This window comes from Streptomyces smaragdinus (genome assembly GCF_009604385.1).
In the GTDB taxonomy this organism is placed as follows: domain Bacteria; phylum Actinomycetota; class Actinomycetes; order Streptomycetales; family Streptomycetaceae; genus Streptomyces; species Streptomyces smaragdinus.
This window is the reverse complement of the sequence record NZ_WEGJ01000048.1, coordinates 24,044-39,613: the sequence shown is the minus strand read 5'-3', so window position 1 is coordinate 39,613 and position 15,570 is coordinate 24,044. Positions and strand designations below refer to the sequence as shown.

12 protein-coding genes and 1 pseudogene are annotated in these 15,570 nt (G+C 71.8%); 5 read left to right on the top strand and 8 right to left on the bottom strand.

Annotated elements, in window-relative coordinates:
- Positions 1 to 406, top strand: a pseudogene (locus SRB5_RS32205) (serine/threonine protein kinase); the annotation flags it as partial.
- A gap of 114 nt (positions 407 to 520) precedes the next feature.
- A complete protein-coding gene (locus SRB5_RS32200) occupies positions 521 to 1,522 on the top strand; it encodes a class I SAM-dependent methyltransferase (protein ID WP_153457013.1) in 1,002 nt (333 codons plus the stop codon).
- A gap of 59 nt (positions 1,523 to 1,581) precedes the next feature.
- On the opposite strand, the gene SRB5_RS32195 is transcribed toward SRB5_RS32200, so the two are convergent.
- The 5 genes from SRB5_RS32195 to SRB5_RS32175 all read right to left on the bottom strand — a co-directional run bounded on the left by SRB5_RS32195 (position 1,582) and on the right by SRB5_RS32175 (position 8,892).
- Positions 1,582 to 3,867, bottom strand: coding sequence for a glycosyltransferase (locus tag SRB5_RS32195; protein ID WP_153457012.1), 2,286 nt, complete (start codon positions 3,865 to 3,867; stop codon positions 1,582 to 1,584).
- Positions 3,864 to 5,348 (bottom strand): glycosyltransferase family 29 protein, encoded by a 1,485-nt coding sequence (locus tag SRB5_RS32190; protein ID WP_153457011.1) that lies wholly within the window; start codon positions 5,346 to 5,348, stop codon positions 3,864 to 3,866. Before SRB5_RS32190 ends, SRB5_RS32195 begins: the two co-directional genes overlap by 4 nt.
- A 132-nt stretch (positions 5,349 to 5,480) precedes the next feature.
- A complete protein-coding gene (locus SRB5_RS32185; protein ID WP_323378841.1) occupies positions 5,481 to 6,845 on the bottom strand; it encodes a polysialyltransferase family glycosyltransferase in 1,365 nt (454 codons plus the stop codon).
- Between the two features lie 2 nt (positions 6,846 to 6,847).
- On the bottom strand, positions 6,848 to 7,843 hold the full coding sequence (locus tag SRB5_RS32180) for a glycosyltransferase family 2 protein (RefSeq protein ID WP_323378840.1): 996 nt from the start codon (positions 7,841 to 7,843) through the stop codon (positions 6,848 to 6,850).
- A gap of 77 nt (positions 7,844 to 7,920) precedes the next feature.
- Positions 7,921 to 8,892: an ArsR/SmtB family transcription factor gene (locus tag SRB5_RS32175; protein ID WP_153457009.1), complete on the bottom strand. Its 972-nt coding sequence runs from the start codon at positions 8,890 to 8,892 to the stop codon at positions 7,921 to 7,923.
- Positions 8,893 to 9,037: 145 nt separating this feature from the next.
- On the opposite strand from SRB5_RS32175, the gene SRB5_RS32170 reads away from it, so the two are divergent.
- Positions 9,038 to 10,246, top strand: a complete 1,209-nt coding sequence (locus SRB5_RS32170) for an MFS transporter (RefSeq protein WP_323378839.1) — start codon at positions 9,038 to 9,040, stop codon at positions 10,244 to 10,246.
- Here SRB5_RS32170 and SRB5_RS32165 read toward each other — a convergent pair.
- The 3 genes from SRB5_RS32165 to SRB5_RS32155 form a co-directional block, all read right to left on the bottom strand.
- A complete protein-coding gene (locus SRB5_RS32165; RefSeq protein ID WP_153457008.1) occupies positions 10,195 to 10,605 on the bottom strand; it encodes a hypothetical protein in 411 nt (136 codons plus the stop codon). The two genes, SRB5_RS32170 and SRB5_RS32165, sit on opposite strands and share 52 nt — an antisense overlap.
- 108 nt (positions 10,606 to 10,713) lie before the next feature.
- On the bottom strand, positions 10,714 to 12,735 hold the full coding sequence (locus SRB5_RS32160) for a HEAT repeat domain-containing protein (protein WP_228390609.1): 2,022 nt from the start codon (positions 12,733 to 12,735) through the stop codon (positions 10,714 to 10,716).
- A gap of 27 nt (positions 12,736 to 12,762) precedes the next feature.
- Positions 12,763 to 14,079 carry a hypothetical protein gene (locus SRB5_RS32155; RefSeq protein WP_323378838.1) on the bottom strand — a complete coding sequence of 439 codons (1,317 nt, stop codon included), beginning with the start codon at positions 14,077 to 14,079 and terminating at the stop codon, positions 12,763 to 12,765.
- 380 nt (positions 14,080 to 14,459) lie between these two features.
- Here SRB5_RS32155 and SRB5_RS32150 point away from each other — a divergent pair, with 380 nt between their 5' ends.
- A complete protein-coding gene (locus SRB5_RS32150) occupies positions 14,460 to 14,864 on the top strand; it encodes an ATP-binding protein (protein ID WP_194293093.1) in 405 nt (134 codons plus the stop codon).
- A 29-nt stretch (positions 14,865 to 14,893) separates the two neighbouring features.
- Positions 14,894 to 15,562 carry a YdcF family protein gene (locus SRB5_RS32145; RefSeq protein ID WP_153457006.1) on the top strand — a complete coding sequence of 223 codons (669 nt, stop codon included), beginning with the start codon at positions 14,894 to 14,896 and terminating at the stop codon, positions 15,560 to 15,562.
- The last annotated feature ends 8 nt before the right edge of the window (positions 15,563 to 15,570 follow it).

Below are 15,570 nucleotides of genomic sequence, written 5' to 3'. Positions count from 1 at the left end.
AGCCCCCGGCCCGCCCCCCGACATCGCCGCCGCCGTCGACGAGGCCAAGCGCCTCCTGGGCGAGGCCCGCCTCACCCAGGCGATCGACGTCCTCGGCGGCATCCTCCCCGCCGCCGCCCGCGAACACGGCGAGAACTCCCACGTCGTCCGCGTCCTGCGCAAGCAGTACGCCGCCACCCTCCTGGACGACGGCCAGTACCACCGCGCCCTCCCCGAACTCACCCGCCTCGCCCACGACCGCGCCACCGAGGCCGGCCCCGCCGACCCCCAGGCCCTGCGCTTCCGCTTCGACGCCGCCCAGTGCCGCGAACACCTCGGCGACCTCCCCGCGGCCCGAGCCGAGTACCGCGCCCTGCTGGCGTACGCGGACCCGACCCTGGCGGAGGAGATCCGGGCGCGGCTGTGACGCCCCGACGGCACCGGTCGTTCACACGGGCGACGGACCCGCGACACGCTGAGTCCAGCCGGGGGCGAAAGTCTGCGGCGAATACGCATATCTCCGGCCACCGCGAGGTCCTCCATGCCGTCCCTCGGCCAGTTGTATCCCCTGATCGAAGACGTCGAGCTGCCCGATGACATCCCGTACACCCAGTGCAGCCGCTTCGAGCTGAAGTTCCTCTACCTGATCGGGCGGCACCGGGTGTCCGGCACGGGGGAGCTCGTCGAACTCGGGTCGGGCGGAGGCGGGTCGACGTACGCGTTCGCGCGCGGGCTCAGCCACAACCTGGACTTCGACCGGAGTACGGGGCGGCTGCACGCGTACGACTTCTTCCGGGTCGGCAAGGGGACGTTCGCCACGCCGAAGTTCTTCAGGGGCGGGAAGGCGCCCGAGGGCGAGAGCTCGTTCCTGGACGACTTCCGGGCGGCCCTCGGGTCACACATGGATTTCATCGAGATCCACGCCGGTGACATCTGGGAGACGTCCGACCCGTCCGACACCCGGCCGATCGACTTCCTGCACATCGACATCGCCAAGACGGAGAACGTCTGGCGCGCCGTCGCCGAGCGGTTCCTGCCCCGGCTGCGCGAGGGCTCGATCGTGCTGCACCAGGACTTCGCCAGCCCCCGGCTGCCGTGGCTGCACTACAGCACCGGGCTGCTGCTGCCGTACATCGAGATCGCCGGGGCGCCGATCCGCTCGACGCTGGCCTTCGAGGTCGTCCGGCCGATCCCGGACGAGGTGCTGGACCGGATCGCGGGGGACGCGTTCACGCTGGAGGAGAAGCAGGCGCTGATCTCCCGCGTGCAGGAGCACGTCGACATCGACTACAGCGAGAAGATCCCGTTCAAGTCGGTGCTGGAGCTCGCCAAGGCCTTCACGGCGCACTACGCCGGCAAGCACAGGCAGGCGTGGCAGATCGCCGCGCCGCTGCGGGAGGTGCCGTATCTGGCGGCGCACCGCACGGACCACTTCGAGCAGCTGCAGCGGGAGCTGACCAAGGCCGCCGCTCCGGCCGCGCGCCGCCCGGCGTCCCCGGCGCGCAAGCTGGCGCGGATGGTGAAGCGGGCCGTCACCCGCTGAGCGGGCGTACGAAACGGGCCGGCCCCCGACAGCGGGGTCCGGCCCGTTTCGTCACGCGGTCACGCCGCGAACAGCGCGTTCAGCTTCGCCGCGTTCTCCCGGGTGACCTCCCACAGGGGCTCCTGGAGCCGGTGGACGTCCGCGATCGCCGCCTCGTTGTCCCGGATCAGGCCGACGGCCTTCTCCGTCAGCAGCTCGCCGAGCCTGCGGTCGTGCACCGAGACGCCCCACTCCGGGCGGCCGATGTCCTGGAGGAAGTACGCCATCTTCGGGTGCGAGATCAGGCTGATGATGGGCGTGCCCACCCCGAACGGCACCATGCCGGCGTGCCCGCGCATCCCGATGACCAGCCTGGTGTTCGCGTACCCCGCCCGCAGCTGATCGGTGTCCCAGTCGTACATGGGCTCCACCGGCAGCGAGATCCCGTACACCCGGCGCAGGTCGTGGACGAACCGCTCGTCGTCCAGCGCGTGCGCCGCGTACCGCACCTCGGCGTGGTCCCCGAGCGCCAGGACGGCCTGCGCCATCTGCTCCACGAACTGGTCGTAGTCGTAGCCGAAGCGCAGCCCGGCCCGGTCGTACGCGCAGTTCAGCAGCACCGTCTCGGCCCGGCGTACGGGGTCCTGCCAGCCGGGGACGATGTGCCGGCTGACCGTCGTCGGACAGGGCTGGAAGACGACCCGGTCGCGCAGCTCCGCCGGCAGCAGCTCGCGGACCTTGTCCACCGAGCCGTGGTTGCGCAGCCCGAAGAACGACGACTTGGCGGCGAGGAGCTTCAGGGACTCCGTGAACCGGGTGCGGGTGTACGACTGCCCGTCGAAGGCGTTGTAGCCGACGGCGAACACCGCGAGCGGCACGTCGATCCGCTTCAGGAGGTCGTCGGGGACGTTCCACTGCCAGGCGCTGTTGCCGTTCGGCATGGTGTCCGGGATGAACAGCCCGCCGCCGCCGATGACCAGCCCGCGGCGCCGGTTGATCTCCCGCAGCGCCTCCTCGGTGAGCATCCGGTGGGCGTGCTGGGAGTGCCAGCGGGCGGGGCCGGTCTCGGGGCCGAAGCACTGGCGCACCGACTCGGGGAGGATCTTGTCGCCGGCGTTGCCCTGGCGGTCCATGTAGAACGCGACGTGCGCCAGCTGGTCGCCCGGCACCGGTGCCTGGCCGGAGGGGGCGGGGGAGCCGGAGGTGCGTTTGTACATGATCCGGCACTTGCGGTCCACCACGCTGTCCGAGCCGAGGCCCTGCAGCGCGTACGCGTGCGCCGCCTCGTCGTCGCCGCGTACCCAGGACATCTCGGCGAGGCGCCCGAAGACGCGGGAGGAGGTGCCGGCCTCGGCGGTGGCGAGCAGCAGCCGGGCCTCCGCCTCGTCGTAGCGGGAGGTGGCGGCCAGGGCGATGCCCAGCAGCTCGTGCGGGCGGGAGCGCTGGGCGGGCAGCCGGCTGCGGGTCAGCAGCCGGACGGCCTCCTCGTAGCGGCCCTTGTCCAGGTACGCCTGTGCCACGTCGCACAGCGCGTCGGTGTCGCCGCCGCGGGCGACCAGGTCCTTGCCGAAGTGGATCAGCAGGTCGGGGTGGCGCTCGCCCTTCAGGGCCAGGAACTCGGTGATGAACTGGGCGTGGTTCATCCGGTACCGGTGCCAGGCGGCCTCCGCCACGGCGTAGCCGGACTCGCCGCCGTTCCACGGCTTGTGGCGGCCGGTGAAGTGGAGGATCGCGATGTCGTCCGGGAGCGGGTCGTCGCCCTGCGCCCGCCGCTTGACGTAGTTGTACTTGGCGTCCAGGCGGATGAACTCGTTCTCCAGCAGGGCGTTGAGGATGCCCTGGTCGTGCTTGTCGAGCTCGTACTTCCCGGACCGGCCGGTCTCGTCGACGATCGCGGCGAACTCGTCCGTCAGGAACTCGCGCTGGATCACCAGCAGCCCGCTGTTCAGCTTGGTCTGCTGGTGGTGGAACTGCGGGACGGCGGCGAAGCCGTGCCGCAGCTCCATCAGCTCGCTCAGATCGCCCAGGACCACCATGTCGGTGTCGAGGGTGATGATGGTGTCGTAGTCCCGGATCCGGAAGACGTCGAGGATGAAGTACGCCTTGCGGACCAGGTAGTTCTCGGGGTCGCCCTTGACGAACTCGTCGTAGTGCGACGGCACCACGGGCCGCGCCACGATCCGCGGGTGCAGCTTGCGGATCGCGGTGAGGGAGGACGGCTGGAGGTCGTCGTAGAGGACGATGAAGTCCTCGCAGATCCCCGGGTTGGTGAGGGCCAGACTGCGCAGCAGGTTGAGGAACCCGGGCAGATAGTTCTCGTCCACGTACGAGGCGAACGCGATGCGGCGCTTGCCGGTGAGGTTCATCGGAGGGAGATCCTGTTCTCGGTCACGTCCGTGGCGCGGGCCATGACCCACTCCTTCTCCAGCTGGTAGCCGTGGACGGCGGTGACGGGCAGCTTCATCGCCTCCGGCAGCCGGTAGGCGCCCGTCTCGTAGAAGTCGAAGCCGAACAGGTCGAGCTTCGGGCTGACGTTCAGGAAGTCCAGCAGCCACAGCATGTTGAAGCCGCTGGTGGGGATCGGCGGCCAGTCCGCCTCGCCGAGCTTGCCGATGTCGCGTACGGGCCAGCGCAGCTGACCGTCGTTCACGTACTGCTGGGCGCCCGGGACCAGGCGGCGGCGCAGGGACTGCTTCCAGCCGTGGTAGGTGCCGCTGAAGACGAGCCGGGTGGTCACCTTGTGGGCCCAGTTGAAGTTGTGCAGGTGGATCGTCGCGTGGATGTCCGTCTTCGTGCCCGTGTTCGGGGCGTCGAGCTTGAAGGAGTTGAAGCGGACGACCAGGTCGTACGAGTCGATCTCGGCGCCCGCCCCGCTCTTCGCCACCCGCTGGGAGTTGGCGACCAGGCAGATGCTCTTGCCGGTGATCTGATTGCGGAAGTCGCCGAGGCTCAGCACCTCCGTGCCGCCCAGCAGCGGGTCGGGCGCCGGGTCGAGCGTGCGCAGCCGGCGGTCCTCGGCGTACAGGCGGATCAGCGGGCGGGCGGCGGCCAGGCCGCTGTCCGCCGCGAGCGGTCCGAGGTCCAGCAGGTCGGTGAGCGCGGAGCGGATCTGCGGCGCGGGCCGGCCCTGCTCGTTCATCACCACCAGCGACGCCACCAGATACGGCAGCGCCCGGTCCCGCTGCCCGGCCTCCACCAGCGCCAGGCCCTCCGCCCACAGCTCGGCGTCCGGGCTGTCCGCGCCGCGGCCCGAGGCCAGCTCACGGGACGTGGGGTACTCGTCCTGCAGCAGCCTCAGCATCGCCTCCAGCCGCTCGCCGCTGTCCCTCAGCCGCGCGATCTTCGCGTCGGTGCCGCGGGCGTCGGCGGGGGTGAGGTCCAGATAACGCTGGTGCGCGCCGATGGCGCCCTCGTCGTCGCCCATCGTCTCCAGTACGGAGGCCCGCAGCCGCCAGCCGATCCGCGAGGTGGGCTTGGCACCCAGCACGGTGTCGGTGATCAGCAGCGCGAGGCGCAGCTCGTCGGGCTCCTTGACGTCGATGGCCTTGTCGCCGACGACGATCAGCGCGTTGAGCAGCTCGGGCGTCTTGTGGGCCCACGTGGACCGGCCCGACGCCACCGCCCGCGACTTCGACGAGTCCGCCATGCCGGCGGCGTACGCCACCATCAGCGAGCGGATGGCGTCGGCCAGCCGGTTCTTGCGGAAGTTCAGGTTCTTGTTGAGCTTGATCTCGTGCTGGGCGCAGGCCCGCACGCATTCGGCCAGGGTGACCGACTGGTCCAGTTCCGCCGGCCGGGGCCGGGGGATCAGACGCTTTCTCTCCAGCCAGAGGGATACCTTGGCCATGCCGCTCCAAACGGATCAAAGGGAAGTCGCCGGCCGGGTTGCTCCCGGGTGAACGCGCGATCCCCGGGCCGGTGAGAGAGTCAAACTAGGCAGACGCGGTGTCGGGCTCGTGAACAACCGGCAACGCACCCCCTAACGCACGCCGTTGCGTACCTTCCGGGCGACCGAACGCGCCCGCCGCGCGGCCGGCAGCAGCCGCCGGGCGACCGGACCGCGCACCACCCCGCCGGGCAGCCCCAGCCTGGTCAGCCGGCCCCGGCCGATGTAGCGCGCCGTCTCGGTGCCGGACGCGGCCCGCAGCCACTCCTCGGCCTGCGGGCGCAGGTCCCGCATCCGGCCGGGCTGCATGCAGAAGCCCACCGTGTGCAGGAGCGCCTGCAGCTCGCCCGTCCGCGCCGCGTCCGGGTCCGGGACTTCGGCGGGGGCGCCGAGCTCCGGGACCAGGGCGTCGATGATCGTCACCGGGACGCGGTTGCTGTTCTGGAACGGGCGCAGCCGCAGCAGCAGCAGCTCCGTACCGGACCGCGCCACCGGCAGCCCGTACAGCCGCGACGCGGTGATCATCGCGGTGGAGAAGCAGCCCACGACCAGCCGCGGCGCCAGCCGCCCGTACAGCGCCTCCGCGAGCATCGGCTGCCGTACGACCGTCAGCCGCGCCCCCGCCTCCGCCGCGGCCCGCTCCAGTGCGAGGGACTGCCGGGCCGGGGCCGTCGGATGCGGCTTGAACAGCACGGACGTGTGCCCGGCCGCCGCCGCCCCGCGCACCATGCCGGCCAGCATGTCCTCCTCCTCCTGCTGGGTGAGGATGTTCAGCGCGGCCAGATACTGCCCCAGCACCACCGCCGTCGGCGCCTCGCCCGCGCTGTCGCGGATGTCGACGGGCGCCGCGATCTCGTCGAGGACCTTGCGGAACGCGTCGTGCGGCACCAGCTCCGCCGGTACGCCGTGCTCGGTGAACAGCAGGGGACTCAGACCCGGTACGAGGTCCAGGTGCAGCAGCCGGCGGATGCGGCGGGCCAGCGGGGACGGGAGCGGGTCGCGGGTGGGGCCGTAGCTCATCAGGCCGTCCGCGTACACGTGCAGCGCGGCGTCCGTGAAGATCGCCGCCAGGGCCTTGGCGGGGGCGGCGGTCACCGATTCGACGACCAGCTCCAGCGGGCCCTCGCCCAGGCCCCACGAGGCGCGGAACATCCGCTGCCACAGCGGGGCGTCCTGCTCCTCGGGCGTCCACTGGCTCGGATGGTGCGGGGCGATCTCCCGGTTCCAGTCGACGACCGCGTCGAAGCGGTCCGCGAGCGCCGCGAAGCCGTCCATCTCCGACAGCTGCACCGCCGTTTCGGGGATCGCCGCGTTGTTCGACACCAGCAGGACCCGGTGGGGGGTCTCCTCGTCCTCGTACGGGCCGAACTGGCCGCTGTCCAGGGCCGCGGCCAGGGTGGCCGTCCCGTACAGCGTGGAGACCTCGAAGAGCTGGGTGGAGCGGAGGTGCGAGTACACGTTCAGGCGGCTTTCTTCGTCGGTCGGTCGGCGCGGCGCGGGCGCAGCCGGCCCAGCAGCCGGGCCCGGTCGTCGTCCATCCCCGCGAGCACGGCGTCCAGGACGTCCTGCGGCATCCGCTCCAGCGCCTCGGCGGACGCCTGCCGCAGCCGGCGGGCGGCGGCGGGCTCGTACCGCTCGGCGTTGTTGGCGTGGAAGGCGATCAGCGCGCAGAACGTACGCACCGCCTTGGGCAGGAAGCGGTCCGCCTCCGGGTCGGCGAGCACGGCGCGCAGCATCTCCTCGTGCGCCGGGATGAAGTCGAGCTGGCGGTCGTCGCGGATCTGCGTGAGGGACGTCGTCACGCCGCGCCGGTAGAACGTACCCAGCAGCCCCGTCACGGCGAAGGTGTCCGCCGTCAGATGCAGCCGCCACGTCCACAGCCGGTCCTCGGCCGTCCGCAGATCGGGCGCGAAGCGCATCCCCCCGTCGGCGAACAGCTCACGCCGGTAGATCCCCGCCCAGACGAACGGGTAGTCGACCATCGTCTCCATGTCCGCCGGCGCGATGGCGTCCCGCGCCCGCAGCACGGTGTCCCGCACCCGGGCCGGCGCCTGCTTCACCTCGCGCTTGCGGCCGTGCACCCGGACGTGGTCCGTACGCACGAAGTCGACGCCCAGCGTCTCGATCCGGTGCAGCAGCTCCGCGAGATGCCCCGGGCCGTACCAGTCGTCGCCGTCGAGGAACGTCAGATACGCGCCCTCCGCCGCGTCGATCCCGCTGTTGCGGGCGCGGGCGATGCCCTGGTTCGTGTCGTGTCTGACCAGTCTGGCTCTCGGGATCTCCGCCACCGCCCGGTCGAGGATCCCCCCGGTGTCGTCCGTCGAACAGTCGTCGACCAGGACGAACTCTGTGTCGGGCGAGGCGTTGCGGGCCAGGGAGCGCAAGGTGTCGGGGGCGAACTCCTGCACGTTGTGGAAGGGCACGATCACGGAGAGGCGGGGCGTGGGGTGGGGCACCAGCGCAGGGTAACGAGGCTGTCCAGGGGCTGGATGTTGGCCGGGCGACCGGCAGGTGAACTCTCGGTGTCAGTCCGTCAGCCCTGCGCCAGCCGGTCGCCCAGCGGGCTGCGGCGGTAGAGGACCTGGCGGCCGGCGCGGGCCTTCGCGACGAGGCCGGTGGCGTGCAGGACGCGCAGGTGCTGGGAGACGGCGCTGGGGGTGACCTCGAGGCGGCGGGCCAGCTCGACGGTGGGGAGGGGGTCCTCGAGGAGGGTGAGGAGGCGGGCCCGGGGGGCGCCGAGGAGGTCCGTCAGCGCCGTCCGGCCGGGGGGCGGTGCCGTCTCCCGGAGGGTGGCCACGCCGCGGCTCGGATAGACGAGGCTCGGGGACTCCTCCGGGCTGACCGGCGGGGCGGGCTTGTGGGCGAAGACCGAGGGGATGAGGAGCAGGCCGCGGCCGCTCGCGGTGACGCGGTGTTCGCTGATCATCTGCTCGACCTGCAGTTCGCCGGCGTGCCAGCGGAGGTTGGGGTGCATGTCGGCGAAGAGCAGCCGGGCGCCGCCGAGGGCCAGGCGGCGGGCGCGGTACGTCATGTCGGCCTCCAGGACGCGGCGCATCTGGGGCCAGAGGGGTTCCAGGGCGGTTTCCCAGTAGCGGTGGAGGACGGTGCAGATCGCGTCGCGTAGGTCTTCGACGTGTGCGTCGTCCTTCAGCGCTTTGTGGAGCGGCCCGGGGAGGGGGTCCGGAGCGTGGGCCAGGAGCAGGTCGTGGCGGACACGGGCGGCTTCGGTCCGGCGGACGTCGGCCAGCTCCTCCGCGAAGTCCGGCTCGAAGCCGCGGGGGTTGGGGGTGAGGAAGTCGGGGAGGGTGCGGCGGCGGGCGACGAGGGACATGAGGAGGTCCCGGTCGGGGCCGATCCGGCTGAGGACCGACCTGCGCCACGGCAGGTGGAGCGCCGAGAGGCCGGGGTCCTGGAGGACGCGGAGGCTGAACAGCGTCTCGTGCAGGGGAGAGAGGGCGAAGCGGGTGTCGGCCAGGTCCTCGACGCCGAGGGTGAAGACGATCATTAAGCTCCAGGCTACATCGATTGGCGGGCGGTCGATGGTCCCGTGGACTTACGGCCATGACAACAGCAACGGCCCTTGTCGCCGTCGCCGGGTTCCCGGACCTCGATGACAGCGCCGCCACGGTCGCCGAGCCCGGGGGTGCGGTGTGAACCGGCGCCTCACGCTGCTCCTCTCGCTGACGTGCGGGGTGGCGGTGGGCAACATCTACTTCCCGCAGGCGATCGTGCCGCTGATCGCCGCGGGGCTGGACACGTCGCCGGGGTCCGCCTCGCTGGCGGTGACCGCCACCCAGGCCGGCTATACGGCGGGGATGTTCCTGCTGGTGCCGCTGGGGGACCGGCTACGGCACCGCCCGTACCTCGTGGTCCTGCTCTGTCTGACGGGCGCCGGGCTGCTGGCGGCCGGGTGCGCGCCGTCGCTGCCGGTGCTGGTCGCGGCGAGTGCGCTGGTCGGGCTCACCACGGTGGCCGCGCAGATCGTGGGCCCGCTCGCGGCGGGGCTGGTGGCGGACGAGCGGCGGGGGGCGGTGATCGGGACGCTGCTGAGCGGGTCCATCGGCGGGATGCTGCTGGCGCGGACGTTCAGCGGGACGCTGGGGGAGTGGCTGTCGTGGCGGGCGCCGTATCTGGCGGCGGCGTCGGTCGTCCTCGTACTGGCCGCCGTCCTGTCCCGCACGCTGCCGTCGACCACGCCGTCCACGTCGCGCCCGTACCCGTCCCTGCTGGCGGAACCCCTCCGCCTCCTCCTGGCCGAACGCGCCCTGCGCCGCTCCTGCGTCTACCAGGCGACGGTCTTCGCGGGCTTCTCGGCGGTCTGGACGGCCGTGGCCCTCCTCCTCACGGGCCCCGCGTACGGCCTGGGCGCGGAGTCGGTGGGCCTGCTGGCCCTGGTCGGCGCGGCGACGATGCTGGCCACCCCGCGGGCGGGCCGCCTGGTCGACCGCCACGGCCCGGACCGGATGACGGCGGCATGCGTCGTGGCGGTCCTGACCTCGGCGGCGGTCCTGCTGCCCGGGACCCTGGGCGCGGCCCCGGGCCTTGCCGCCCTGATCGCCGGCACCCTCCTGCTGGACGTCGCGATGCAGTCGGGCATGGTCGCCAACCAGTCCCGCGTCTACGCCATCGACGCGAACGCCCGGAGCCGCCTCAACACGGCGTACATGACCTGCGCCTACCTGGGCGGCACCGCGGGCTCCTGGCTCGGCGCCCACGCGTACGTCACGGCGGGCTGGCCGGGGGTCTGCGGGCTGCTCGCGACGCTGGCGACGACGGCTCTCACGTACCACGGAGCCACCCGCCGCCGTCAGTTCAGCGAGGCCCGCCCCTGCCACCCGAGCGACAGCGCGGTCTCCTGACCGGTGTAATGACACACGTCGCACATAGTCCGCAGCAGCGCCCCGTGGAACCGCGTCCGCCCCGTGTCCCCACAGACCTCACACGTCTGCTGCGCCAGCGCCTCGATCTCCGTCCGCAGCGCCCCCGCGGTGTCGGCCCAGTCCCCGTCGAACTCCCCGTACTCGTCGAACCGATCGGCGATGTACATCTGCAACCCGCCGAGCTTGGCGGTCAGTTCCTCCAGCCGGTAATCCGGCGCCAGCCGCACAAGCCGCTCATGCAGCCCCATCAGCAGAGGCTGCCACCCCGGCTCGACCTCACCCACCAGAGCGGGAATCTGCCGGTCGCTCTCCACACTGGCCGGCGCGTAAGTACTCATAGCCAATAGTGTCCCTCATGCCACTGACAGTCCCGATCCCGGCACCCGGGAACGCCGATGGGGAGGCAGACGCGTGCCGGCGGCAGGCGTACCGGTTCGCGGGAGTGGCTACGCGGTCGCGGCGAACAGTTCATCGATCGCCACCCGGACGGATTCGTCCTCGGTGAAGGCCCGCCAGCCGCCGGAGTAGTGGAGCCTCCGGTCTCCGGCCGCCACGTCGCGCAGCAGGTCGGCGGCGGGCCGGGCCGCGGGGCCGATCCGCGCCAGATAGCGCAACGCGGGCAGCATGACCGGGAAGAAGGTCCCTTCCGCCAGATCCCGCACCGCCTCCAGGAGGGCCGGGACGGTGCTCTCCGTATCGCCGGTGGCCGCCCACAGGGCGTGTGCGGCCTCCACGCGGATCCAGGTGTCCCGGTCATTGACCATCGGCCGGATCCGATCCGCGAAGGGAGCGGCGTGCGAGCCGAGATCGGCCAGCTTGCGCAGGGAGGGGTGCGGGAAACGCCCCCCGACGGCCGCAGGCCCCAGCACGCTCAACACCGGTTCCCGCTCCCCGCCGACCCGCAGATACGCCCACGCGGCGAGCTCCGCGTCCGCGCCGGAGTCCGGGGCGGACGACCGGGCCAGCAGCAGCTCGCGTCCGCCGTTGCCCGCCGGCCCGATTCCGGCCAGGGCCGTCGCCGCCGCCGTCCACCTCTCGTCGTCCTCCAGTAGGTCGAGCAGTTGCGGAACCGCGGACTTCGCGGCAGGTCCCCAGGCGGCGAGCACGTCGCAGAGCTGCTTGCAACCGACGACCTCCGGGGCCTTGCCGAGCCGGTCACGGATCGACGGCAGCAGCCGGGCCGCGTGCTCCGGGACCTGAGTCAGCACCTCATGGAGAGCGGGGAGGGCGGGGAAGTGGGGCGAGTGACCACTGCCGAAATGGGCGGAGGCCGACGCGAAGCCGGACCGGGCGACGCCTCTCACGCGCTCGGCCAGGGCCGGCACGCAGCGCGGATCGTTCATCCGGGCAAGGGCCCAGAGCGACGCCTCGGCGACCGTCTCTCCCGTCCGCGTGTTCCGGGCAGCGGTGTCTTCGAGCAGCCCGGCGACCGCGTCGGCATGGGCGGCGGCCACGGGGCCCAGGCAGGCCAGCAGCTCAACTGCCCTGTACCGCACTTCGGTGACCGGATCGTCCAGCCGATCCGCGATGGCCGGCAGCAGCACCTCCGCCGGTGAACGCCACTGCGCCAACAGCCCGCCCGCCTGCGTCAGGCCGCCGACCCGCTGCTCCTCGTCGTGGTGGTCGGCCAGCAGGCCCAGCGCGAAGGCGGGGGAAGCGCTCGTGTAGAGCGCGGCGGTCCAGTATTGGACCCCGCGCGCTCCGCCGGCCACCGAGCTGGAGCGCTGCCACAGCTCCGCACTCGGAGCCCGGATCGCGTCCAGTACGACCTCCAGTCGGCTCTCGGCCAGACCCGGGTCGTGGGGCGCGAGCGCGTGTACGGCCGCGAGACGGAGCTGGGGCTCGGGAGAGTCGAGCAGCGAGCGAAGGAGGGCGCCGGCCTCGTCGGCCCGGTTGCCGGCAGGTTCCCTGGTGACCGCCCGGCCCAGAGCGAGGGTCAGATCAAGACGGTTCACGAGGTCACGCTCAACCTGCCAACAGCGCAGGAGCGCGGGCAGCAGGAGATGGCCCGGGCTGTCGCAGTCGCTGACGACATCTGCGGCGGACCGCCGGATTCCCGGATCGGGATCGGTCAGCAGATCGAGTACCTCGGGCAGCACCTGTTCCCATGCCGGGGGCCAGCCGGGGTCCAGAAGCCGATCGGCGACCCGCCCGGATTCCGCCGCGAGACTCGCCACCAGCCCCAGTACCGTGCGGCGGCACCGCACGCGGGCGTCGGCGGCCAGGCGGAGCAGAAACGGCAACGCGGCCGACGCGGCGGAACAGATCCAGCCACCCTGGTGGTACAGCAGATTGTGCAGCTCGTCCGCTGCCTCCTCCGCGTCCTCAGGGCTTGGCCCCGCGCATCGGTGCAGCAGACCCGGCACGTCCTCGGCGGATCCGTAATTGTGCTTCAGACCGGCCCAGCCGATCTCTTCCAGCCCCTCCCACATGCGCGTGACCATACCGTCGGCCCCGAACACAGGCATGCGGGATTTGCTTCCGGGAGGGGGTCGTCAGACGGCCAGCACCTGCCGGAGGTTCCGTACGGCCGGCTCGCGGTGATGCTCGGCGGGGATCGCCCGGTACAGGTCCAGGGCCCGGGTGTGCGTCAGGCCGGTGCGGTAGCCGGGAGGCAGGGCTTCCAGTGCGGCGGAGGCCTGGTGGCACGCCGTGGCCGGGTCGCCTTTCTTGTGTGTGCAGACTGCGGCGTCGATCTGGATGAGGGCTCTGGTCATACGGCTGGCCGGGGCCGAGAGCTCCAGCGCGCGGCTCTGGCTCTCGCTCGCCCGGTGGGTGTCGCCGAGTGCGGTCAGGGCGTGACTGAGGTGGACGTGGTGTTTCTGCTCGCAGTGGCCGAACCAGGTGTCGGCGTGCTCGTTGCCGTCGAGGCGGTGCATGAGCCGGTCCGCGTCGGCGATCGCGGCACGCGCCCGGTCGTCCTGGCCGGTCAGTGCGTAGGCGCGGGCGGCGACGGCGGCGGCCAGCGTGGCGACGGCGGCGCCGGCGGCTTGGCGGGCGCGCTCGGCGAGGTCGGCGGCGGCACGGGGAGCGCCGTAGTTGAGGGGCACCATCGCCTCGCGGGCGAGGATCCACGCGTACAGCCGGCGGTCGCCGGACTCGCCCGCGGCACGGGCGGCGGTCATGAACCAGGTGCGGGCCTCCTTGCGCTCGCCCAGGTCGTGCAGCACGACCGCGGCCATACCCGCCATCTGCCCGGCCGCGCGGCACAGCCGACTGCGGGTGCCGACCGGTTGCGGATGCTGGAGCAGAGGGCGGATCTCGGTGAAGTCGACCACCAGGTCGGCCAGCACTCGGGCGGGATCCTGGCCCTGGTAGCCGTAGCCGTAGCTTTCGGTGGCCGCTTCGATGTCGTCGACATCGGTGGGTGTGTGTCCGGTGAGGGCCTGGTCGAAGGACTGGCGGGCAGCGGTGAGTGCGGTGATCGCGCTGCCGGTGAGCCCGGCGGCGAGTGCGCCTCGCAGTAACTGGCGGCGCTTCATGAGGTCGTCTCCATTGCTGAGCTCCGTGCTGGACCTGACGGTTGCTTCCCAGGGTCGCGCAGCGAGACCCATGAGCACACCAGGGATGTGAAGCCCGTCGGCGATGCGCTCGACGGTCTCGAGCGCGGTCACCGTTGCCATGCCGCGCGCGACTTTGCTGACCCTCTCCGTCTTCATGCCGCAGGCTTCGGCGATTCGGTTGAAGCTCATCCCGGCGGCGTTGGCTGTCGAGAAGAGGGCGGAGAAGTCACGGCCTGCGAGCGCTCGTCGTAATGCCGGGTCGCGCAGCAACTCCTGCGGCAGCGCGACCGGTGTCGGTGGTGGGGCCACGGTGTCTCCCCTGCTGGTCGTGGGCAGGCTCGGTGACCACGGTGGGGATCCCATCGTGGGGTTGGAGGCCACCGTACTTGCTACTTCACTAGTGAAATGTTCGCGCGGAGAGGGCGCCCCTGTCCGACGCGGATGCAATCGACGTGGCCTCAGAGGGGGCATCCCCGTGTTCGCCGGCGGTCACGTCAGCCGAAGACGCCGTCCATTCCGGCAGGTCCTGGGTACTGCCGGCCGGGATGGACGGCTCGTCGAGTGAGGAGCTGATCCGATTGACGTGCCGCGAGCAGTCCGCTCCCGCTGGACCGCCGCCCTCGGCGAGAGGGACGGAGGTCCGATCCGAAGATCCCCGCAAGCGGTGGGGGATATCACCGGATCGGGTGATGACGGTGGCGATTCCGATCGAGTCGGCCCGTGTGGGTGGCGTACGCAGGGAGATGGTCGCGGCCCTCGAGCGCTGGGGGCTGGACGCCGTCGCCGACGACGTGGCGCTCGTCGCGAGCGAGCTGGTGTCCAACGCGGTGCGTCATGCTTCGGCGCGGGAGGTTCAGGTCGGCTTGTGGGCCACGCCGGAGACGGTCGTGGTGGAAGTCGTCGACGACGCGCCTCAACCGCCGCGGTATGTGATTGCCGCCGCGGAGGACGAGCGGGGGCGTGGTCTGCAGATCGTCGATGCCCTGGCGAGCTGTTGGGGCTGGAGGCGCTGTGGCAGCGGAGGGAAAGCCGTGTGGGCCGAGTTGGCGATCCCCGTGCCGGAGACGGGCGGCCGAAACAGGTGGATAGCGTGAGAGCCGTCGGCGGGTAAGGAGGCATGGTGATGGGCGTCAGGCGTCGGGAGATTTCCGGGCGGGAGTGGCGGGACGCCGGGCTGATCTGGGATTTCCATCTGATGCGGCATGCGCTGCGGCCGTGTTCGGTCGCCGTGGGGCTCGGCAGCCATGACCTGGGTGTGGCCGAGCAGACGGCTCGGCTGTTCCGTCGCGGGCTGGCGCCAGTCGTGGTCTTCACCGGGGGCAACAGCCCTACGACGCGGGAGAGGTTCCCGCGCGGCGAGGCGGTGCACTACCGGGAGCGGGCCCTTGAGCTGGGGGTGCCGGAAGCCGCCGTGCTGGTGGAGCCGCGTGCGGCCAACACCGGGCAGAACGCCGTCTTCGCACGGGAGATGCTGGTCGCGGCGGGCGTCGGGGTGGAGTCCGTGCTCGTGGTGTGCAAGCCGTACGAGGAGCGGCGGTCGTACGCCACCTTCCGGAAGGTGTGGCCCGAGGTGGAGGTGCTGTGCTCGTCGGAGCCCGTGGGGCTGCGGGAGTACGCCGACGGGATTGGGGACGCCAAGAAGGTCATCGACATGCTGGTGGGCACGCTGCAGCGGGTGATGGAGTATCCGGCCCGGGGTTTCACGGTCGTTCAGGACGTCCCGTCGGATGTGGCGGACGCGTTCGAGCGGCTGGCCGGCGGTGGGTTCGACAGCCGGCTGCTGCCCCGTTGATCCGACGG